Raw genomic sequence first — 19,882 nt, 5'->3', positions numbered from 1 at the left:
CCCAACCGATACCCATCACCTTCTTTTCGGCTGTACGGGCAAAAAATTAAGGGCTAAAAGCACGGGCGTTGCAGCCAGGTGATTCTAACCATCGGCGTTTCGTGCGCTTGAACTAACCGCGTCAGCCTAAGATTCACGCGATGCTGGCATTAAAGTTCAATCCTGTATGTCAAGGTTGAGGCTAAGCGCAATCCCCTTTGCTGCTGAATCCGTTCGAATGCGAGTAGCCGCTGCCTGATGGCGCTCCTGCTGCCTAAGCTGATAAACCTCATAGAAGCACGCGACAACCTGCTCCTGGGTCAAATCAGGGAGCGTCGCCCGTCGCTTGAGGGTGTTCACTATTTTCCGTGCGCAAAGCTGAGCAGCTTCTCGCTCATATGAACGAAAAACCAAATCGCGGAAAGCCCACATGCTGATCCAGCCGCTTGATAACGCCCATAGCATCAAACGCTGATAGGTCGACCAAGCCATACGTGTGTAACCGCTTAAATAGCGTCGGAGAATCCGGCCGTCCGCGTCTTTGAATCCGTAAATCCCCAGCTCCGTCAGCAGCCGCTCAAGGGCCACCCGCGACATCCCCGACTTGCGCAAAATTGCTGAGAATAGGTACTCAAGCAGGTCCAAGGGGACACGGACAACAAAGTTTCTCCGGCCCGTGTCTTCATGACGTTTCAGTTCATGAAAAACAAGCTGGAAGGCTTCATCCGGGTCGACATCTGCATCGGGAATGTGTGGCTGCATGGAGCCATTCTTTGGCTAAATCGCGTATCTGTCAAAAAGGTGTCCTAGTGAATCCGCAGTCGCATGGCGAAAGCTGGAGGCATTCCATAGCAGCCGAGCGACAGTCACGATGAGCATCGATTACGAAACCATTCAAAAAATTCAAAAGCTAGCAGATGACGTACTGATCGGCGTTGCCGAGGTCGCTGCATTGACAGGCTTCAGCGCTCTGACCGTGCGTCAGCGCAAATTGCCGGGGCTTGAGCCCGTTCCCGGCCTCTCACGCTTGCGATGGCGCCTAGGTGATCTCAGACAGTGGATGCGCACCGGGGCAATCACCTCGGCTCTTCTCCTCAAGCAAGCCTCGACCGAAGGAACACATAAAGTCGGGCGCCCTACCAAGAAGGCTCAGGTGGAGGCGAGAAAATGAGTAAGCTGGAATTATCGGTTGATGCCCCCACCGGGCAGGAACCACAGGATCAATTGAAATCCAACACCTATTGGTTTCACATTTTCCAGGCCATGGTGGATCACGAACTCGCAAAGCTAGGACCGTATGCATTCGCGGTTTACTGCGTGATCAAATCCCACTGCGATCTCAGAACGGGACTGTCGATTCCTTCAATCCCAACCATCGCTCGCAAAGCTGGGATCAGTCCGCGCCAGGCTATGCGCGAGATCAAGACGCTTGAAACCCGAGGCTACATCAGCAGGACGCGATCCCGTAAACATAACGAATATAAGCTCACGGAAAAAATCGCAATTAGCGACTCCCAAGGCAGAACCAGAGGCCAAGCACAGTGGGAGTACCGTCCAGCCCAGATCAAAAGCACGGTTGAGGAGCTGAAACGTATGCTCTTCAACAGGGAGGCAGTCGGCCAAGGTATTCACATCGTGAACCTACAGATCATCGAGAACCAGACCAACATCGGCTTCCAGATTAGCCAAGCTGACTTGGACCATTTGGCCGAGAGCAATCCGGACATCTACACCAAGCTGCTGTCTATCCGGAACTCGATCCGGGAGCGCACGGCGACCAAAACATGAGTTATACACAGGACAGCCAGTCACGTGACAGGGTGGCATGCATGGCCTCAACTCATGTGACTGAGTGGCATGTGTAACGGGATTTCACGTGACACATAGTCACCCATACAATACGAGAAAAAACCATATCAGCCAGTACGCCACTGCTGCTCGTAACTCGACAAAGTCTAGGAGTCCGGCAGGCCACGATAACGATCAGAAGGAATTCTCAAAAATGATCGAGTCATCAAATGCTCATAGACTGGAAATCGCCCAGGACATATTGGGTTGCTTGATAGCGCTCCGTTCCGAGTCGATTTTCTACGAGCGTAAGAAAGCCCAACCGAATGTTGAAATCATCAGCCAGTGGAAAGCAGAGCGGAACACCCTCTTCGACCTGACCCGCAGTTTGAACTGTAACGACCGGGATACCATCGAGAATGTCATCGCGACCTATGGCCCCTCTGCCAGAGCTCTGTTTGATCAGGAAGGTAGTGTGAGCAGCTAGCCCTGCGCACCGGCTACCCAGGGTGCGTATCAGTTAAGGCGTTCCGCTTTACTGACATGCGTTTAGCCGCCCTGAGATGCTGCACTCAATCTGAATCGGGCGACGTGGAGCGTCTTGCAGGTTTTGACTTGGGAATGAGCTCAGCTATCAGCTTGAGCTCTCCCGCATAGACCATGAGGGTTCCGCACCTGGTAAATGGCTTACCACCGTTCATCGCGTCTACAGATTTCCGTCGCAGTGCAAGCGACCACATTTTCTTCAGCCAGCTTTCACTCATAGCGTTTACTCCAGTTGTGGGTAACGTGCCCAGATTTGCCTACCGCATGCCTCCCTCAGCATCACAAGATTTACCTTTCCCTGTGCTGCGAGATGTTTTTCTCTTCTTATCCGAGCGATGCGCGCACAGTCACCAACGGAAAACGCGCGCACTTCAAAATACTGACACCATCACAGCCAACGCCCTGCTTCGTACAATGTCGTGTTGCGGTGTTTTCTAAAAATTACCGCGCTCACTTCGCAAAATATTTTGATGACCAATTTTGTTAGGCCGATGGCATCTGACTCCTGTGTTTATCGAGTCATTGGACGACTCCCTCTGCATCCGCCCCAATGATGCTTTTATTCATCGAGGGCTAAGAAATCCAGTACCAACGTACAGACAATTTTTAGTCGCCAACATCGTCCACCACGGCGGCAACCATTTGAGGATAAAAACTGGGACAGGGTAGGGTTTGTACTCCCGCCATAAATGGCGTACGTACAACCGGCAACGCGGCAGTCGTTTCACTTCTTTGCTTTACCTACCGTACCTGCTCAGGGCAAGCCCCGAGACCCCACTGCGGCCAATGGCCGGAAGGTTTTGGTAGAACGCGCTGCCGTCGATGGCTCACAACTCGGTAGAGATGCCTGACAGCGCAAGAACCTCATGCTCTGCAAGCCCTTGCCTCCGCTGTGCCAATCCGAGGGGCGTAATAAGCGCCTCATGCTCGACGACTTGCTGTTCAAGCAACCGCCCTAAAAGCAGCAGCTCTCCCTGCGCTTCGAGTGCGCGAAGCTGCTCGGGAGAATTAAACGCCCAGCGGTCAAGAATCTGCCAGCCGCAGGCATGATACGAAGTCGATCGGCGGACAGAATCGATGGTCGTAGCCGCCAGGACGCCGGACGCGATTCTCAATGGCGTGTGGTCAACGAGCATGGGCAGATTCCCTTTGTTGTAGGCAATTGATCATTCGTGTGTTCTGCGCAATGGAAGAGGTTCTGAAGCCGCCTTTGCGTCTTAGCTCTCGAATGTGAGCGAGCGAAAAACCGAGAGTGGATAGGACGGCAACATCGTCAGAGGCCAGCGCTTGATTGGCCAAACGCATAGTGGCGTTGGCTTGCTTCAGTTGAGCGATATCTACCTGCCAAACACTACCTGCAGTTACGTCCGTCATCGGGCTACTCCGAATGGGTAAGTGAAGGGTCCATCAACCTGTTAAGTGCTGAAGATTGCATGCAGCCGTGCCTCCGTATTGGTCACGTCCATCGTTCTAAGCGCGAGGCTGAACGTCGGAATAGCCAAATCGCTGGTCCACAGCTCCAATCGATGGTTGCTCTTGCCGACTGGAAGGATGCGCCAGGACCGTATCTCGTCCAAACGGAAGAGATGACCATCCTGACCTACAGGGTAGGCCAGCAACTTTTTAGATTGCAGGTCGACACCAACGTAGGCGTCATTGATCTTCGCGTACACCTCCACTTGAGGATGGAACCCTTCAGCCTGATAGCCGGCGACCATTCTCCTCAGCTTTTCGGCATAGCGTTGGTTGACTCGGGAGAACAGCCATCCGCCCCCGACGAAGTAGAGAACCAAGACCCAGAACAGCCACCGAATCTCTGGGTCTTCGCTACTGGCTAAGCCCAGAAAGAATGGCAGGTTGAAGCCTGAAAACACCACCACCACGAGCAAGAGCCCACCGACCGGCAAACATCCGACGGCCCATGCCACGCGAAACAACTCCCAAACAAGTCTCATGCAGCCTCCTAAACCAAACGTGCACAGATAAAATAACTGAAAATCAGATATCCCAAAAGCAGATATAGCGTGATCAGCCGAACCTTGCCAGGACACGGCTATGACAAAGGCTATCTATCGACGCGAGCACGTGGTCTTTCTGCAGGTGCTGAAGCGCATGCGTGTCGAATCAGGGATGACGCAGGCGCAATGCTCTGCTGCGCTGGGGAGGCCGCAATCGTTCATGAGTGATGTGGAACGCGGAGTGAGACGGTTAGACATGGTTCAGCTTCGTGATTTGTGTCTCGTCCTAAAAACTGATCTGGTAAATTTCACGCTGGCTTATGAACAAGCTCTAATCGAAGGTATGCTTCGTGACTGATCAATGTGCTGCGAAGGGGCTGATTCACAAATTTGCACCCGGACTTGAGTCATCATTAGCGGGGATCACTAACGCTTCCGTAGTGAGCGAGACCAGGCCTGAATAATGATTTGCAGCACCATTTGCCCCATGCTCGCCCTACTTAGTGATGATCTGACGATTCTGTCGTTAAACGATCCCGATTTGATCTTCTATTTTCGCAATTGGATAAAGAACCACAATGGCTAAGCCGAGAGCAGTCAAACCAAGCAAAGAAGAGCCGTTGGAAAAGCAGCTTTGGAAAGCCGCAGACAAGCTGCGCAAGAACATCGATGCCGCCGAGTACAAACATGTGGTGCTCGGCCTGATCTTCCTTAAATACATATCCGATTCGTTCGAAGATATGTATAGCCAACTGAAAGCCGGCGAAGGCGAGTATGCGGGGGCGGACCCAGAAGACAAGGACGAGTACAAGGCTGAGAACGTGTTTTTTGTGCCGCTCGAAGCGCGCTGGTTTTATTTGGTGAGCATGGCCCGGCAGTCTGATATCGGCCGACATGTGGACGCCGCAATGGATGCCATTGAGAAGGAAAACCCATCGCTAAAGGGCGTGCTGCCCAAGGTTTTCGCCCGGCAGAATCTTGATCCTGCAAGCCTCGGCGGGCTGATTGATCTGGTCGGCAATATCGCTCTTGGCGACGCCAAAAGCCGTAGCGCCGACGTGCTAGGGCATGTCTTCGAATACTTTCTCGGTGAGTTCGCCTTGGCCGAAGGCAAGCAGGGCGGCCAGTTTTACACCCCTCGCTCCATCGTCGAGCTGTTAGTAATGATGCTTGAGCCCTACAAGGGCCGCGTGTTCGATCCCTGCTGCGGCTCTGGTGGCATGTTCGTACAATCGGAAAAGTTCGTTGAAGAGCACCAAGGCCGGGTCGACGACATCTCCATTTATGGCCAGGAAAGCAATCAAACCACCTGGCGGCTGGCGCGTATGAACCTGGCCATTCGAGGCATTGACTCCTCTCAGGTGAAGTGGAACAACGAAGGATCCTTCCTTAACGATGCCCATAAAGACCTGAGGGCCGACTTTATCATCGCCAACCCGCCTTTCAATGTGAGCGATTGGAGCGGCGAGCTGATGCGCGGCGATGGCCGTTGGCAGTACGGTACTCCGCCGGTTGGAAACGCTAATTTCGCTTGGCTGCAACACTTCGCACACCATTTGGCACCCAACGGCCGCGCCGGTGTTGTATTAGCCAAGGGCGCGCTTACTAGTAAGAGCAGCGGCGAAGGCGATATACGCGAGGCTCTAGTTGGCGATGGCAACCTAATCGACTGCATTGTCAATCTGCCGGCCAAGCTGTTTCTGAACACCCAAATTCCGGCAGCGCTATGGTTTATGAATCGCGCCCGCAACAACGGTCACCCTCGCAAAGGCGAAATCCTATTTATTGATGCGCGCAACCTCGGTCAACTGATTAACCGCCGTACCAAGGAACTCAGAGCCGAGGATATCCAGCAAATAGCCAGCACATACCACAACTGGCGCACCGGCGACGCGAACTATGCCGACATAAAGGGTTTCTGCGCCTCAGCTCCACTGGAGCGTGTAGCAGAGCTGGACTATGTGCTGACACCGGGGCGCTATGTGGGCTTACCGGAGGAAGAGGATGACTTTAACTTTGCCGAACGTTTTGCCACGTTAAAGGCGGAGTTTGAGGTGCAATTGCTGGAGGAAGCAAGGCTTAATCAGACTATCGCAAAGCACCTTGCGGAGCTAAACAAATGAGTGAATTGCAAACTCCAGAACGTAGATCTTTCCCCTCAACGTGGCAAGCCCTGACGCTAGCTGACATATCTGAAAAAATAACAGACGGATCACATCAGTCCCCCAGACCACAGTCTGTAGGAAAATTTATGTGCTCTGTAAAAGATATGACGTATGACCGATTCGACTTATCTGGAAGCAAATTAATCTCGGTCGATGACTATGAGTTGCTTGTGAGGCAGGGGTGTCAGCCTAAAAAAGGCGATATTTTAATATCCAAGGATGGTGCAAACTGCCTTGATCTAATATTTGTCTATGATCAAGACGAAGAACTGGTACTTCTTTCCTCCATCGCAATTGTCCGGCTTTTGCCAGGATACATTCCTAAGTACGTAAGCTATTTCCTACTATCGCCTGATTGCCAGTATGTAATGCGCAATAATTATGTATCAGGCTCAGCAATTCCACGAGTCGTCCTGAAAGACTTCAGGAAAGTACCGATACTCGTTCCCCCTCCAGCAGAGCAAGCCTCAATAGCGTCAACTCTTAGTAGCTTTGACGATAAAATCAATCTACTACAGCGCCAAAATAAAACCCTCGAAGCAATGAGTGAGGCTCTCTTCCGCCATCGATGTTTGGAGAGCATCAGCGACAGTTGGGAAGAAAGACCTTTAAGCAGTATCGCCAGGTTCCTGAACGGCTTGGCCTGTCAAAAATACCCTCCAGGAAATGACCTAGAAAAGCTACCTGTATTAAAAATAAGGGAGCTTAGTAGCGGCATCTCCGAAAATTCGGATTGGGCAACAGATCAGGTTAAACCCGACTATATTGTCGAAGCGGGCGATGTGATTTTTGCTTGGTCTGCCTCGTTAATGGTCAAAATCTGGGATGGGGAGCGCTGTGTATTGAACCAACACCTGTTCAAGGTGACCTCTGATGAGTTTCCGAAATGGTTCTATCTGCTGTGGTGTAAACACCATCTTGCCGAATTTATCTCCATCTCATCCAGCCATGCGACAACAATGGGCCATATCAAACGCAGCGACCTTGATGCCGCTATTGTATTGATTCCGACCGCTGGGGAGCTAAAAGAGTTGTCAAAGCAAATGGAGCCATTGCTCGACAAGCAGATTGCCAATGCTAAGCAAATTAAGAGCCTGGAAAAGCTTCGCGATACTTTGCTGCCAAAACTCATGAGTGGTGAAGCGAGAGTATCTTTCTGATGGAAAAGCTAAGGGCCACGCTTGACCGTTATAGTCGCTGGCAGACGCTTGAGATTTATATTGAGCGAATGGAGGGGCATCTAGAAACGGATTTCAGTATTTCAGTTGAAAATGCCAAGGCCCTGCTGGAAAGCATTGGCAAGGAAATCTGCGATGCTAAAGGCGTAGTGCTTGGAACTACGCCCAGTATCAATGCGGTGTTAAAGAAAGCATTCGTTGCCCTAGGCTATACCGCGGAAGAGCTGGTGACGCAGATGTCTGGCTCACTGGCCAATATTGGCCAATTGATTGGCAACCTGAGAAATGAGATAAGCCCAACCTCTCACGGCAAATCGCTGGAAGAGTTGAAAGATAGGAATAACAAAGTTGATTTGCTCACCAGAGAGTTTTTGATTGACAGCACACTTGTTGTGGCTGTTTTTCTTATTCGGGCTTTCGAAGAGCGCGAGGGGAGGCTCGCCATCGCCGGTGACAGAGAGAATCATGTAATCTTTGATTATGAGGCTAACGAGACTTTCAATAATTTCTGGGATGATAACTTTGGGGATTTCGCAATGGGCGAGTACGCTTACTCTGCGAGTGAGATTTTATTCAACATGGAACTTGAGGCCTATCAAATGGAGTGCAGGGCGTTCCTGGAGTCCGAGGATGATATTGTTGAGGGGGGGGATAATTAGTTATAAATGCTCGCTATATATAGCCTCCGAATTGGCTTGGCCGCCCTGACCCTGCTAGTCGCGGAGTCGGACTCCAGGCAGAAAGACACCTTGATCTGCCTTACATGAACATGCTGGCGGCACCAGAAAATCCATAGGAAAATCCATTTTGGCCACACTCACCGAATCTGCTATCGAAACCTTCGCCATCAGGCTGTTCGAGCGCCTGGGTTATCAGACCCTTCACGCCCCCGATAGCGCACCGGACAGTGATAACCCCGAGCGGAGCGATTATGCCGAAGTGTTGCTGCGTGGTCGATTGGAACAAGCAACTCGGCGCATCAATGCCAAGCTGCCGGCGGATGTCATCCAGGCCGCGCTGAAAGAGGTGCAGCGCGCGCAGTCCCCCGAGCTGTTGGCGAATAACGAGGCGTTTCACCGCTTGCTGAGCGAAGGGGTACCGGCCAGCCTGCACAAAGATGGTGACGAGCGCGGCGAGCGGGTCTGGTTGATCGACTTTGCTCACCCGGAAAACAATGAGTTCGTAGTCGCCAGCCAGTTCACCGTAATTGAGAACAACCAGACCAAACGGCCGGATTTGGTGCTGTTCGTCAACGGTCTGCCCCTAGTTGTGATTGAGCTGAAAAACGCCGCTGCGGAAAACGCCACTCTGAAAAGTGCTTACCGGCAGATCGAAACCTACAAAGAAATTGTTCCTAGCCTGTTCGCCAGCAATGCCTTCGTAGTGATCTCAGATGGCTTGGAAGCCAAGGCCGGCTCACTCTCGGCTGGGTTGTCACGCTTTATGGCGTGGAAGAGTGCCGACGGCAAGGCAGAGGCCTCGCAACTAGTAAGCCAGTTGGAAACCCTAATCGTCGGTATGCTAAACAAAGCCACGCTGCTTGACTTGTTGCGCCACTTTATCGTGTTCGAAAAGGCCCGAAAGGAGGACCCAAAAACAGGCCAAATCACTATCAGCACAGTGAAGAAGCTGGCGGCTTATCACCAGTACTACGCAGTTAATGCGGCAATAGTCTCCACTCTGCGGGCCGTGGATATGGGCGCAGGCCTGAGTGCTCGGGAGAACCCCGCCAGCTATGGCTTGCCGAGCGTGACCAAACAACCCCGAGGAGATAAGAAGGCGGGGGTGGTGTGGCACACTCAGGGGTCGGGCAAGTCGCTTTCCATGGTGTTCTACACCGGCAAGATTGTATTGCTGCTGGATAACCCGACCATTCTGGTGATCACCGATCGCAACGATCTGGACGATCAGTTATTCGACACCTTTGCCGCCTCCAAGCAGCTGTTGCGCCAGGAGCCGGTGCAGGCCAAGGATCGCGACGAACTCAAAGCACTGCTCAAGGTGGCGTCCGGCGGTGTGGTGTTTTCCACTATCCAGAAGTTTCAACCCGAAGAGGGAAACATCTACGAGGAGCTTTCCGGGCGTCGCAATATCGTGGTGATCGCCGACGAAGCGCATCGCACCCAATACGGCTTCGCGGCTAAGACGGTGGATGAGAAAAGCATCGACGGAACCTTGATCGGCAAGAAGGTCGTCTACGGTTTCGCCAAGTACCTGCGTGATGCCCTACCCAACGCGACCTACCTCGGATTTACCGGTACCCCGATTGAAAAGACCGACGTCAATACGCCCGCCGTGTTCGGCAACTACGTGGACATTTACGATATTGCCCAAGCTGTGGAAGACGGTGCCACGGTGCGAATTTTTTACGAGAGCCGCTTGGCCCGAGTGGCACTAAGCGAAGACGGCAAAAAGCTGATCGCTGAGCTGGACGAAGAACTGGATCAGGACGAACTGAGCGAGACGCAGAAGGCCAAGGCCAAGTGGACGCGGATGGAAGCGCTGATCGGCAGCGAACAACGTATCAGAAATATTGCCGGCGATATCGTTGCCCACTTCGATGCGCGCCAAGAGGTCTTTGCCGGTAAGGCCATGGTGGTAAGCATGTCGCGGCGCATTGCTGCCGAGCTGTACAGTGAGATAGTCAAACTGCGGCCGCACTGGCACTCGGATGACTTAAGCAAAGGCGCGATAAAGGTGGTAATGACCGCCTCGTCCAGCGATGGTCCACTGTTAGCCAAGCATCACACAAGCAAAGAACAACGCAAAATGCTAGCCGAGCGGATGAAGGACGACTCCGACCCGCTGAAGTTAGTGATCGTACGTGATATGTGGCTGACTGGCTTCGACGCGCCCAGCATGCACACTCTATATATCGATAAACCCATGAAGGGACACAACCTGATGCAGGCGATTGCCCGCGTGAATCGCGTGCATCAGGACAAACCGGGTGGTTTGGTGGTGGACTATCTCGGCATTGCCTCCGACCTGAAAGAAGCGCTGTCCTTTTATTCCGATGCTGGCGGCACGGGCGATCCGACGCTAGCGCAGGAGCAGGCGGTGGCGTTGATGTTGGAGAAGATCGAGGTGATCACGTCGATGTACCACGGCTTCGCCTATGAAGATTTCTTCGAGGCCGAAACCGCACAAAAGCTATCGCTGATCCTAGCGGCGGAAGAACACATCCTCGGGTTGGAGGATGGACGCAATCGCTATATCAGAGAAGTCTCTGCGCTGTCGCAGGCCTTTGCGATTGCGGTGCCGCATGAGCAGGCCCTAGATGCCAAAGACGAAGTGGGGTTTTTCCAGGCGGTCAAAGCCCGTCTGGTCAAGTTCGATGGAGGTACTGGTGACGGCCGCAGCGATGAAGACATCGAAACAACAATCCGCCAGGTGATCGACAAAGCACTGGTGTCGGAACAAGTGATCGACGTGTTCGACGCGGCGGGTATCAAAAAACCGGATATTTCTATTCTCTCCGACGAATTTTTGGCTGAGCTGAAGGACCACAAGCATAAGAACGTGGCGCTTGAGGTACTGAAGAAGCTGCTCAACGACGAGCTGAAAGCGCGGGCCCGAAAGAATCTGGTGCAGAGCAAGAGTCTGATGGAAATGCTGGAAAACGCCATCAAGAAGTATCACAACAAAATCCTCACCGCTGCCGAGGTGATGGACGAGTTGATCAAAATCAGCAAGGAAATCGTTGCCTCGGACGACGAAGCCAAAAACATGGGGCTGACGGATTTCGAATACGCCTTCTATAGCGCTGTGGCCAACAATGACAGTGCCCGCGAGTTGATGGCGCAAGAAAAGTTGCGTGAGCTGGCCGTGGTACTGACCTTACGCGTGCGGGAAAACGCCTCAATCGACTGGACCATCAAGGAGAGCGTCAAGGCCAAGCTGAAGGTGATTGTGAAACGTACCCTGCGCCAGTTCGGCTATCCGCCAGATATGCAATTGCTCGCGACGGAAACCGTGTTGAAGCAGGCGGAAATTATTGCGAAAGATTTAGCTCCCTAGTGTTTTAAAGTGAGCTTAATGCCACAAATTTGCCACACTCGCCCCGCTAACAGGGGCGAAAACCGGCTATGCCCAGCTAACACAACCCATTGATTTCCCAGCTAATCCCCGCTAACGTACTGATTCTAAACGTCGATTTTTAGGACTCCGAAGGCAGGGGTCATGGGTTCGAATCCCGTCAGGTGCACCATTATTGATTCCAGTTCGCGCAATGCGTTCTGGAAATCCGCTACAGACGAAGAAGCCCGCCATTGAGCGGGCTTTTTTGTACCTGAGCGTTCGTAAAAGGTGTCCGGCTCAATCCCACGCTAGATTCATCCTCAAAGGTACGCGCTATCCGTCGCACCGCCTTGCCAACGATGGACGATGGACGATGGACGATGCATCTACCGTAACGACACTTGTCTTTACGAGCTCAAACTATGGCTTCCATTAATGTTCGCGTCGACGACGAACTCAAGGCTCGCGCCTACCGAGAGCTGGAGCGTCTAGGCGTTACTCCGTCCGACCTTATGCGCCAAGCCCTGCAGTACGTCGCCGAGCGTGGTCAACTCCCGTTCCGGCCGGTCCTCCTCACTCAAGAAGACGAAGCGTTGATCTCCGTGGCGCGCGAGCGCCTTGCCGCGCCGCAGCGCGTTAAGGTTTCGCTGGATGAGTTATAGGCTGGAGTTTGATGCTCCCCGATCTCCCAGTGACTGGATGATCATCTTCCCAGCCGCTCACACCACAAACTTGCTCACCAACCCCTGCAAATGCACACCCAAACGCGCCAGCTCAACGCTTGACGCTGCTGTCTGTTCACTGGCGGACGCGGTCTGTTCGGAGATGTCCCTCACACTGAGAACACTGCGGTTTATCTCTTCAGCCACTGCGCTTTGCTCTTCAGCGGACGCCGCGATTTGCTGGTTCATCGACTCGATGGTTGAAATTGAGCGACTGATGTTGCCGATCGAAGCCCCTGCATCCCGCGCCAGCTCCACGCTGTTGTCAGTCAGCAGGCGACTGTTTTCCAGGGTGGTCGCAACCTGTGCGGTTCGGCTGTGCAGACCACCAATCAACGTCGCAATTTCTTCGGTCGACGCCTGGGTGCGCTGCGCAAGACTTCTTACTTCATCCGCTACAACCGCAAAACCTCGTCCGGCTTCGCCAGCCCGCGCGGCTTCAATGGCCGCATTGAGTGCCAGCAAGTTGGTTTGCTCGGCGACCGCCTTGATCACGTCAAGCACGCCGCCGATCTTGTTGCTCTCTTGCTTGAGCTCATCCATGGCGATTTTCGAATGACCCACTTCGGTTGCGAGCTTTTCAATCTGGAGCACTGCCTTGGCCACAACTGCGTCGCCATCGCGAGCTTCTTTCGAGGCGCTGACCGCCGCATCTGACGCCTGCTCTGCGTTCCTGGCGACTTCCTGAACAGTAGCGGCCATTTCATTCATGGCTGTGGCGACCTGATCAGTTTCGGTTCGCTGGCTGTTAACGCCCGCGCTGGTCTGCTCGGTCACCGCCGACAACTGTTCGGCAGCGCTCGCAATTTGAGTGACGCTATCACGCAAGCCGCCAATCAACTGCCTCAGGTTGGTGGTCATTTTTTGCATGCTGATTTGCAGCAGGCCCAGTTCGTCTCGCCTCGCCGTTACTTCGCTGTAGGTCAGATCGCCGTTGGCGACCCGATCAGCCAATTGCAGCGCTTCGCGAAGCGGACCCACGATGAGGCGGGTGATGACCCATGCAGCCAGTGCGCTGATGATGAGCGCAATGCTGAGCCATATGATCAACATCTTGTTGGCTTGACCCACGTCCTCAATACGCAGCGAGACCTGGTTCTGTGCCAACTGATCGGCGGAGGCCAGCAGGACTTCGATGTTTTTGGTAATACCTGCCTGGCCCTGATTAATGGCGGCCTGTGCTTCCGAAAACTGGGCAATGGCAGCCTGGTATCTATTCAGTGAAGCCTGAAAGCCTTTGATGGCGTCGGGTTGAAATCCAGCGGCTTGCAGGGATTGGGCGTTGTTTACGGCCGCAGCGATTGAAGCGTTCGCCAGCTGCTGCGCGTCAGGCTTTAGCGTGAAGGTGTACCCACGCACATCAAAGCGCATTTTCTGAAAAAGCGTCAGCGCTTGTCCGATTGCATCTCGCTGTGCGGCCGTGCCCTCGGGCGAATTGGAGAGCGTGTCTAAGCGCAGCAGCACCTCCAATGCCTCATCAGCGGCGCTGCCAGACACGGCTCGGCTCGTTTCGCGCGTATGGGTCGCATTGATGATGTCGTTGTAAAAGCCCTTGTAAACCGTCATCGCGGCGGTCGCGGTTTTAACGTGGGGAATATTGAGCTCGGAGTCGAGTATTTCGCGCAAATACGCCAAATGACTGTCGAGGTTGTCATAGGCTTTTAGCCAGGTGGCAGCGTTGGCGTCGTCAGAATTCTGGCCGTAGACCAGCCGGGCGATGCGCATGTCCCGGGTCAGGGTTGTGAGCTTCGCAATATCAGACACGCGCTCGCTTCGCTCACTGAGTGAGGAGATTCCTGTCCAACCCGTGAGTGCAATAAGGACAGTAAATATGATCACCAAGGTGAAGCCGAGTACGAGCTTTGACCTGACGGTCATATTGATCAAGATATTCTTTAGCATGGCGCCCTCTGAAAGTTATAGGTATTCACATAGGAGAGGGCCACTCCATGCCATTCCTAACCCCATAACATTCGGCCACCCGCAAAGAAACTTTAGTGAAAAAGCATCTTTTTAAGAGACTATCGAACTAATAATTTATTTTCATCGCCGAAACTATTTCAGGGAATAAGTTCAACGTATTCGCCATTTTTTTGTGAGCCCACTGAACGGCTGTGTTGGCCGGAGACTTCGGATCCAGCCGGGCTTTGGCGGATTCGACCGGTGCTCGGCCCAAGCCAGAGGCGGCAGGATTGCGCCTCTCAGGGCTGATGACTCAGGAAACTTTCCCATTCAGTGGATGGGACAAGTTAAGCCAGACCCGAAAGACACTTTCTTTCCAGTAAGTGTGGGTACCGCTCACCACATGGCAACTTTTAACTTAAAGATTTAGTGCCGCGAGTGTTGAACAAATCAGTCCTCACACTGGTCGCCATTAGTTGATACCCTCTTAACTCCCGCGAGGTTTCTAGCGTTCAGACCCATTGTTTGGTCAGCCGTTAGAGCCCGGAACATTTACTCCAGCAAACCGGCGGCCTGAACCAACGCCAACCGGTCTCCACCCAGCAGCGGGTTCCGACTGGAAGTGGCTATCATCAGGCGCACATCATTGCCAGGGTATCGGGTTGCAACGCATGTTCGAGAATGCCGTGGCCCACATGGGGAAGGGATGAGCGAAATGCAGCAGCAAGGCCCTGTCACCGCCGTACCCATCCCAGCGGCGGTGAGCATGTTCCCGGGCGAGCAGCTCCGCCTGTCACGGCGCTGGGCAGAGGCTTGGTTCGACGACCTGCGATTCTTCGCTGAGGCCGAGCACGGCGGGCACTTCGCTGCCATGGAGAACCCAGCAACGCTCACCGAGCATGTGCGTGAGACCTTTCGTCTGCTGCGGTAAAGGCCTCGCGGGCTTCGGCGAGGGCCACGCCTGGCCGGCGTCTGGACGCTTTTGTAATCTGTAAAAAAAATGAGAAAAAATTCCCCACCTGTAGGAATATTCCTACTCATGAGGCTGCAGCGACGCGCGATGGAGCCTTCGCCACGCTCGTGAGCGTTTCGCCGCTCTTCAAGAACTTCGAGGAGTCAGCCACGCATAACAACAAGCAACATCCAGGATATCCGGGAAGAAAAACACCACTCAAGGACCATAAGGAGATCTCAAATGAGCACGACAGATCAGGTACAAAGCCGTGAAGGCTACAGCGAGAAATGGCAGCAACGTTTCGCATTTTTTGACGAGCATGGCGCGCCGAATTCACCAACGTTCAAGCCCGCATGGCTGAAGCTGCCTCTCCGGCAGAGGATCAAGATCAACGCGAACATCATTGCGTTTTTTTTCGGCCCGATTTACCTGTTCGTTCTGGGGTTGTGGAAAAAAAACCTGACGATGATCGGCATTTTGCTGGCCGTCAGTGTCGTGTCGGAAATCTTCTATTCGGCCACCGACTTTGCCTACGCCAAACAGTTGGATCTTGCTGTAGGTATCGCCATAAACGCCTTTTATGCGAGGACCACAAACTACGCCTATTACCTCAAGGAAATTAAAGGCGAACAAGGCTGGAATCCGTTCAAAGGCTGCTGAGGCTGAGACAGACCAAAGAGCGTCGTAACTTTCATTGCTCAGCGTGCGTGAAAGACGAGCCTTCGCCATGGTGTTGCGAGCAAGCAATGCCATGGCCGCTACAGCATGAGCCAGACATTCAGGCGTCGCCCGACATTAGCCTGAACTGGTCAGCGCATTCGACATGTAGTAAACGTGTCGGATGCTCTGGCTCGCTGATTCCAGCCCGTCACGATTTCAGCGGCGGCGGGTGGATCAGGGAACATTGAGCAACGAGGGAGCTCACACCTCTTGCCTTTGAACCGTCCTGTTGGTGACCCCCTCTATGGAACACGTACTCCCGGAAGCCTGGCTGAACGCGCTGCCGTTGCCCTGGCTCAATACCCTCGTGGCCGCCGCCGTCGCCATTGGCATCGCGCTGTTGGGGCGCTGGATTGCGCTGATATTGCTCCGTCGCGTCGCCAAGTCCTTCGTCTTCGCTCAACAGCTCATTCATCGTGCCGAGCCGCCGACGTTGTGGCTGATTCCACTGCTGGCCCTGCAAACCGTCTGGACCTCTGCCCCCGATGATCTGATGTTCATCAACGGCGTTCGGCACCTGAACGGCATGCTGGTGGTGGCCGGATTTACCTGGCTGGCGTTGAGTTGCGTGAAGGCCATTGGCGAAGCGGTCGCGATCCGCAACCCGCTGGACATCGAAGACAACCTGCAAGCCCGCCGCATCCAGACGCAAGTGCGGGTGCTGGTGCGCTGCCTGAATGTGTTGGTGCTGCTGTTCGGTACCGGACTGATTCTGATGAGCTTCCCGCCGGTGCGGCAGATTGGTACGAGCCTGCTGGCATCGGCAGGGCTCGCGGGTCTTGCCGCCGGTTTCGCCGCCAAGCCGGTGCTCGGCAACTTGATCGCGGGCCTGCAGATCGCAATCTCTCAGCCGATTCGCCTGGATGACGTGGTGATCGTTGAGGGCGAGTGGGGACGCATCGAAGAGATCAGCGGCACCTACGTGGTGCTGAAGATCTGGGATGAGCGGCGGATGGTGATTCCGTTGCAGTACTTCATCGAAAAGCCCTTCCAGAACTGGACGCGCAGCACGTCGAGCCTGATTGGCTCGGTGTTTCTGTGGGTGGATTACGCGTTGCCGCTGGAGGAGTTGCGCGAGGAAGCGGAGCGTATCTGCAAGGAAATTCCGCACCTCTGGGATGGCCGCGTCTGCGTGTTGCAGGTCACGGACACCACCGACAAAGCGATGCAACTGCGGGTGTTGTTGAGCTCGGCGGATTCATCGCGCAGTTGGGATGCGCGATGCCACATGCGCGAGCGCTTGATCAGTTTCGTTGCCCGGCAATATCCGCAATGCCTGCCGCAACTACGTGCGGAGATGTCTTCGCGCACCGTACAGCCAGAGCGCGAAGGCCACGAAGCGCCGACAGAAATTGCTCGTCAGCCGCCAGTCTGAAGACAGATAAGACCCAATTGCCCGGCCACTAGTGGTGGCCGGAACAGACTCACTGGCCGCCGCTGAACATTACGAACTTGCCCATCATCATGGCGGCAAACTGCTGCGCCGGCATCTTCACGCCATTGAAGTCCACCACATCGTTGGCGTAATGCAGGCTGGACACGATGTTGTCGCCCTCGACCTTGCCCACCTGGAACATGACCGCCATGCCGCCCACCGACTCTGCTGCTGCCTGCGCCTGTTGCGCGACGGCGGCGGGATCGGTCAGGCCGGCAGACTTGGCGCGCAGTGCGGCGAGGTCCTTGATCATCGCCTTGGAGAGCACCAGTTTGGCGTCCAGCTGGGTCAGCAACTGCTTGAGCAATTCCGCGCCCGGCTGATCAAGCGCCGAAGGGTTGCCCAAGTCCATCGACAGGTTGAACTGGCTCTCGCCGCTGGCTGTTTTCAGCGAAAGCTTTTCCAGCTCGATGTGTGGCTTGGCACTCAGCAGCTTACTGACTTCGGCCTGCACCAGCGCCTGATCAGCCGGGCTCAAATGTGGCGTGTAGGTTTCACCCACCGCCGCGGCGGCCTGGGCTTGAGGCTGCACTTTCTCCTGATAGATCTTCATCAGCGCCTGGGTTGAGGCGATGTCGAAATTGCCGAACTTCCAGAGCATCTGCATGGCGCCGATGTCGTTGCCATTGAAGCTGATATTGCCGATGTCGTAGCTCACCTGAGCATTCAGGTTGCCTTCCACTTCCTGCAACAGACTGGTGTTGACGAAGTCCTTGAGCTGAATGGCCGGCTGGCCCGCCGCCTGGAACGTGGCCGAGGCGATTTTCGCGTCGGTGTGGCCCAGGTAGAAACCCGATTTGCCCTTGGTGCCACCGGTGTTGAAAGTGAAATCCTTGAGCGTCAGGTGCACCGGACCTTCTTCAGAAGTAGCGGTGACGTCGACGCTGCCCAGCACACCGTTGGCTTCAAGCTTCTGGCCATCACCCGAGCCGGAGGCATTCAGGGTGAAACCGGAAAACTTGAACGCGCCGGTCTGGTCGGTGAATTCAAAGGGGAGCAACTCCACACGCCCCAACGCGGCGCGGTCGTAGCCCATGCTGAAGTGGCCGGTCAGCGGTGGCTGGCCGTTAGTCATGGCAAACCATTTTTCGGAGAAGGCGTTCTTCTCGATCTGCACGTTGCTGGCGGCCATCACCGGCACCAGCTGCAGTGACTTCACGCGGCTCCACGGCAATGGCCCGTGCTCGATGTTGTCGACAAACAGCAGCTCGACCGGCTTGCCCTCATTGAATTGGGGGTCCTGGATGTTCAGCTTGTAGTGCGCGGTGCTGGTGAAGAAGTGGCGGTCCAGAGAAAGGAGCTCAACACTCGCCTTGCCTTCATGCCCGACGAAGGCGGCTTGAAGCTGCTGATTGCCTTGCTGGATGGCGTCGTTGAGCGCGCCTTCCAGCCGTTTTCCGGTGTACCAGGCGCCAGCGGTGACGAGGACGCCCGCAACCACAATGACGCCTACGGCGATGTTGACTGATTTTTTCATGTGTCGACTCGAAGATGTCCGTTCTTGAAGAGAGGTCTTGCCTTCCTTGACCCCGGAGGGTTTCGGCGCCACGCAGAGCGGCCGTGCAGCACCTTGCGCTGCCGAGAGCCCGGCGAGATTAGCACTTGGCGAGAACGTTTTGCAGCCGTTGCGCCTAGCCACGACGTTCGCCGAAGCGTTAGGCTGGACGCCAATTTGCTAACGGGATCGATGAGATGAGCGAAGTGCAAAAGCCCAAGGGTCCGGTCAAGGCGGTGATCTTCGACATGGACGGCCTGCTGCTGGACACCGAAGGCATCTACACCGAAGTGACCGACACCATCGCCAAGTGGCACGGCAAGACGTTCGACTGGGCCGTGAAGCAGCACTCCATTGGCCGCGGCTCCCAGGATTTCGCCGAATACGTGATCCGCGCGCTCGAGCTGCCGATGTCTCCCGAGGAGTTCCTGACCGTTCGCCAACCGATGCTGGACGAGCGTTTTCCGCACGCCAAGCCGATGCGTGGCGCCGAGGCACTGGTGCGTCACCTTGCCGAGCACAACATCCCCATCGCGGTGGGCACCAGTTCTTCCCTTCACTACTTCCACGCGAAGACGAGCAATCATCGCGCCTGGTTTGAGCTGTTTAAAGACGTGGTGACGGCGGATCACGCCGAGGTCACGGCGGCCAAGCCTGCGCCGGACATCTTCCTGGCTGCCGCGCGCCACCTTGGCGTGGACCCGAAGGATTGTGTGGTGTTCGAAGACTCGCCTTTCGGCGTCACCGCTGCCAAGACCGCAGGGATGTACGCCGTGGCCGTGCCGGACTCGCACATGCCGATCGAGCAATACGCGCACGCCGACCTGATTTTGGGTTCGCTGACGGAGTTTCCGCTGGAAGATTGGGGTTTACCGGGCTTTAGCAGCTGATTAACTGCGCATGCGGAGGCGCGGTTGGCCTAGATTCCTGGAGGGGAAAAATCTAGGCCATGCGTTCGCGCTGAAAATTCCTACCGGGCACATCCGTTCAGACGGGCATATTGATCGATTGCTTCAACG

18 protein-coding genes and 1 pseudogene are annotated in these 19,882 nt (G+C 54.7%); 13 read left to right on the top strand and 6 right to left on the bottom strand.

Going from position 1 to position 19,882, the window contains the following annotated elements; genetic code table 11:
- Nucleotides 1–156 precede the first annotated feature (156 nt).
- The gene (locus tag IFT47_RS12920) at nucleotides 157–741 is read right to left on the bottom strand and encodes a hypothetical protein (protein WP_192173049.1); all 585 of its coding nucleotides are present in this window, start codon (nucleotides 739–741) and stop codon (nucleotides 157–159) included.
- A 109-nt stretch (nucleotides 742–850) separates the two neighbouring features.
- On the opposite strand from IFT47_RS12920, the gene IFT47_RS12915 reads away from it, so the two are divergent.
- From IFT47_RS12915 to IFT47_RS12905, 3 genes are all read left to right on the top strand, one after another.
- Complete coding sequence (locus IFT47_RS12915) at nucleotides 851–1,150, top strand: helix-turn-helix transcriptional regulator (protein WP_192173050.1); 300 nt, start codon at nucleotides 851–853, stop codon at nucleotides 1,148–1,150.
- Complete coding sequence (locus IFT47_RS12910; protein WP_192173051.1) at nucleotides 1,147–1,767, top strand: helix-turn-helix domain-containing protein; 621 nt, start codon at nucleotides 1,147–1,149, stop codon at nucleotides 1,765–1,767. The genes IFT47_RS12915 and IFT47_RS12910 overlap by 4 nt, the downstream gene beginning before the upstream one ends.
- A 214-nt stretch (nucleotides 1,768–1,981) precedes the next feature.
- Nucleotides 1,982–2,254, top strand: a complete 273-nt coding sequence (locus IFT47_RS12905; RefSeq protein ID WP_192173052.1) for a hypothetical protein — start codon at nucleotides 1,982–1,984, stop codon at nucleotides 2,252–2,254.
- A gap of 886 nt (nucleotides 2,255–3,140) precedes the next feature.
- On the opposite strand, the gene IFT47_RS12900 is transcribed toward IFT47_RS12905, so the two are convergent.
- Both IFT47_RS12900 and IFT47_RS12895 read right to left on the bottom strand, forming a co-directional pair.
- Complete coding sequence (locus IFT47_RS12900) at nucleotides 3,141–3,449, bottom strand: hypothetical protein (RefSeq protein ID WP_192173053.1); 309 nt, start codon at nucleotides 3,447–3,449, stop codon at nucleotides 3,141–3,143.
- 279 nt (nucleotides 3,450–3,728) lie between these two features.
- Nucleotides 3,729–4,268, bottom strand: a complete 540-nt coding sequence (locus IFT47_RS12895) for a hypothetical protein (RefSeq protein WP_192173054.1) — start codon at nucleotides 4,266–4,268, stop codon at nucleotides 3,729–3,731.
- Nucleotides 4,269–4,368: 100 nt separating this feature from the next.
- On the opposite strand from IFT47_RS12895, the gene IFT47_RS12890 reads away from it, so the two are divergent.
- The 6 genes from IFT47_RS12890 to IFT47_RS12865 all read left to right on the top strand — a co-directional run bounded on the left by IFT47_RS12890 (nucleotide 4,369) and on the right by IFT47_RS12865 (nucleotide 12,296).
- On the top strand, nucleotides 4,369–4,629 hold the full coding sequence (locus tag IFT47_RS12890; RefSeq protein ID WP_192173055.1) for a helix-turn-helix domain-containing protein: 261 nt from the start codon (nucleotides 4,369–4,371) through the stop codon (nucleotides 4,627–4,629).
- Between the two features lie 220 nt (nucleotides 4,630–4,849).
- Nucleotides 4,850–6,394 carry a type I restriction-modification system subunit M gene (locus tag IFT47_RS12885; protein ID WP_192173056.1) on the top strand — a complete coding sequence of 515 codons (1,545 nt, stop codon included), beginning with the start codon at nucleotides 4,850–4,852 and terminating at the stop codon, nucleotides 6,392–6,394.
- Nucleotides 6,391–7,596 (top strand): restriction endonuclease subunit S, encoded by a 1,206-nt coding sequence (locus IFT47_RS12880; protein ID WP_192173057.1) that lies wholly within the window; start codon nucleotides 6,391–6,393, stop codon nucleotides 7,594–7,596. The genes IFT47_RS12885 and IFT47_RS12880 overlap by 4 nt, the downstream gene beginning before the upstream one ends.
- The gene (locus tag IFT47_RS12875) at nucleotides 7,596–8,273 is read left to right on the top strand and encodes an abortive infection family protein (RefSeq protein WP_192173058.1); all 678 of its coding nucleotides are present in this window, start codon (nucleotides 7,596–7,598) and stop codon (nucleotides 8,271–8,273) included. The genes IFT47_RS12880 and IFT47_RS12875 overlap by 1 nt, the downstream gene beginning before the upstream one ends.
- A 148-nt stretch (nucleotides 8,274–8,421) precedes the next feature.
- On the top strand, nucleotides 8,422–11,634 hold the full coding sequence (locus IFT47_RS12870; protein ID WP_192173059.1) for a type I restriction endonuclease subunit R: 3,213 nt from the start codon (nucleotides 8,422–8,424) through the stop codon (nucleotides 11,632–11,634).
- Nucleotides 11,635–12,056: 422 nt separating this feature from the next.
- Nucleotides 12,057–12,296 (top strand): type II toxin-antitoxin system RelB/DinJ family antitoxin, encoded by a 240-nt coding sequence (locus IFT47_RS12865; protein WP_074890195.1) that lies wholly within the window; start codon nucleotides 12,057–12,059, stop codon nucleotides 12,294–12,296.
- Nucleotides 12,297–12,353: 57 nt separating this feature from the next.
- Here the strand turns inward: IFT47_RS12865 and IFT47_RS28145 are convergent, their stop codons facing one another.
- A complete protein-coding gene (locus tag IFT47_RS28145; protein WP_446731160.1) occupies nucleotides 12,354–13,067 on the bottom strand; it encodes a methyl-accepting chemotaxis protein in 714 nt (237 codons plus the stop codon).
- Between the two features lie 141 nt (nucleotides 13,068–13,208).
- Nucleotides 13,209–14,234 (bottom strand): annotated as a pseudogene (locus IFT47_RS28140) (methyl-accepting chemotaxis protein); the annotation flags it as partial.
- 730 nt (nucleotides 14,235–14,964) lie between these two features.
- Here IFT47_RS28140 and IFT47_RS12855 point away from each other — a divergent pair.
- The 3 genes from IFT47_RS12855 to IFT47_RS12845 all read left to right on the top strand — a co-directional run bounded on the left by IFT47_RS12855 (nucleotide 14,965) and on the right by IFT47_RS12845 (nucleotide 17,308).
- Complete coding sequence (locus IFT47_RS12855; RefSeq protein ID WP_244655953.1) at nucleotides 14,965–15,189, top strand: hypothetical protein; 225 nt, start codon at nucleotides 14,965–14,967, stop codon at nucleotides 15,187–15,189.
- Between the two features lie 264 nt (nucleotides 15,190–15,453).
- On the top strand, nucleotides 15,454–15,873 hold the full coding sequence (locus IFT47_RS12850; RefSeq protein ID WP_192173061.1) for a DUF2628 domain-containing protein: 420 nt from the start codon (nucleotides 15,454–15,456) through the stop codon (nucleotides 15,871–15,873).
- 304 nt (nucleotides 15,874–16,177) lie between these two features.
- On the top strand, nucleotides 16,178–17,308 hold the full coding sequence (locus IFT47_RS12845) for a mechanosensitive ion channel family protein (protein ID WP_192173062.1): 1,131 nt from the start codon (nucleotides 16,178–16,180) through the stop codon (nucleotides 17,306–17,308).
- 49 nt (nucleotides 17,309–17,357) lie between these two features.
- On the opposite strand, the gene IFT47_RS12840 is transcribed toward IFT47_RS12845, so the two are convergent.
- Complete coding sequence (locus IFT47_RS12840; protein WP_192173063.1) at nucleotides 17,358–18,845, bottom strand: YdgA family protein; 1,488 nt, start codon at nucleotides 18,843–18,845, stop codon at nucleotides 17,358–17,360.
- Between the two features lie 215 nt (nucleotides 18,846–19,060).
- On the opposite strand from IFT47_RS12840, the gene IFT47_RS12835 reads away from it, so the two are divergent.
- On the top strand, nucleotides 19,061–19,753 hold the full coding sequence (locus IFT47_RS12835) for an HAD-IA family hydrolase (RefSeq protein WP_192173064.1): 693 nt from the start codon (nucleotides 19,061–19,063) through the stop codon (nucleotides 19,751–19,753).
- Nucleotides 19,754–19,882: the final 129 nt, after the last annotated feature.

Origin of the sequence: Pseudomonas sp. CFBP 13711 (assembly GCF_014842265.1) — a bacterium.
Lineage (GTDB): Bacteria > Pseudomonadota > Gammaproteobacteria > Pseudomonadales > Pseudomonadaceae > Aquipseudomonas.
Note: the sequence above shows the minus strand (reverse complement) of the source record. Positions and strands in the feature narration are given on the sequence as shown.

Coding starts and splice junctions, on each gene's coding strand:
- IFT47_RS12895 (WP_192173054.1), bottom strand. CDS start 4,268: ATGAGACTTGTTTGGGAGTTGTTTCGCGTGGCATGGGCCGTCGGATGT.
- IFT47_RS12855 (WP_244655953.1), top strand. CDS start 14,965: ATGAGCGAAATGCAGCAGCAAGGCCCTGTCACCGCCGTACCCATCCCA.
- IFT47_RS12845 (WP_192173062.1), top strand. CDS start 16,178: ATGGAACACGTACTCCCGGAAGCCTGGCTGAACGCGCTGCCGTTGCCC.
- IFT47_RS12835 (WP_192173064.1), top strand. CDS start 19,061: ATGAGCGAAGTGCAAAAGCCCAAGGGTCCGGTCAAGGCGGTGATCTTC.
- IFT47_RS12875 (WP_192173058.1), top strand. CDS start 7,596: ATGGAAAAGCTAAGGGCCACGCTTGACCGTTATAGTCGCTGGCAGACG.
- IFT47_RS12915 (WP_192173050.1), top strand. CDS start 851: ATGAGCATCGATTACGAAACCATTCAAAAAATTCAAAAGCTAGCAGAT.
- IFT47_RS12885 (WP_192173056.1), top strand. CDS start 4,850: ATGGCTAAGCCGAGAGCAGTCAAACCAAGCAAAGAAGAGCCGTTGGAA.
- IFT47_RS12840 (WP_192173063.1), bottom strand. CDS start 18,845: ATGAAAAAATCAGTCAACATCGCCGTAGGCGTCATTGTGGTTGCGGGC.
- IFT47_RS12850 (WP_192173061.1), top strand. CDS start 15,454: ATGAGCACGACAGATCAGGTACAAAGCCGTGAAGGCTACAGCGAGAAA.
- IFT47_RS12900 (WP_192173053.1), bottom strand. CDS start 3,449: ATGCTCGTTGACCACACGCCATTGAGAATCGCGTCCGGCGTCCTGGCG.
- IFT47_RS12905 (WP_192173052.1), top strand. CDS start 1,982: ATGATCGAGTCATCAAATGCTCATAGACTGGAAATCGCCCAGGACATA.
- IFT47_RS12910 (WP_192173051.1), top strand. CDS start 1,147: ATGAGTAAGCTGGAATTATCGGTTGATGCCCCCACCGGGCAGGAACCA.
- IFT47_RS12865 (WP_074890195.1), top strand. CDS start 12,057: ATGGCTTCCATTAATGTTCGCGTCGACGACGAACTCAAGGCTCGCGCC.
- IFT47_RS12920 (WP_192173049.1), bottom strand. CDS start 741: ATGCAGCCACACATTCCCGATGCAGATGTCGACCCGGATGAAGCCTTC.
- IFT47_RS12890 (WP_192173055.1), top strand. CDS start 4,369: ATGACAAAGGCTATCTATCGACGCGAGCACGTGGTCTTTCTGCAGGTG.
- IFT47_RS28145 (WP_446731160.1), bottom strand. CDS start 13,067: ATGAATGAAATGGCCGCTACTGTTCAGGAAGTCGCCAGGAACGCAGAG.
- IFT47_RS12880 (WP_192173057.1), top strand. CDS start 6,391: ATGAGTGAATTGCAAACTCCAGAACGTAGATCTTTCCCCTCAACGTGG.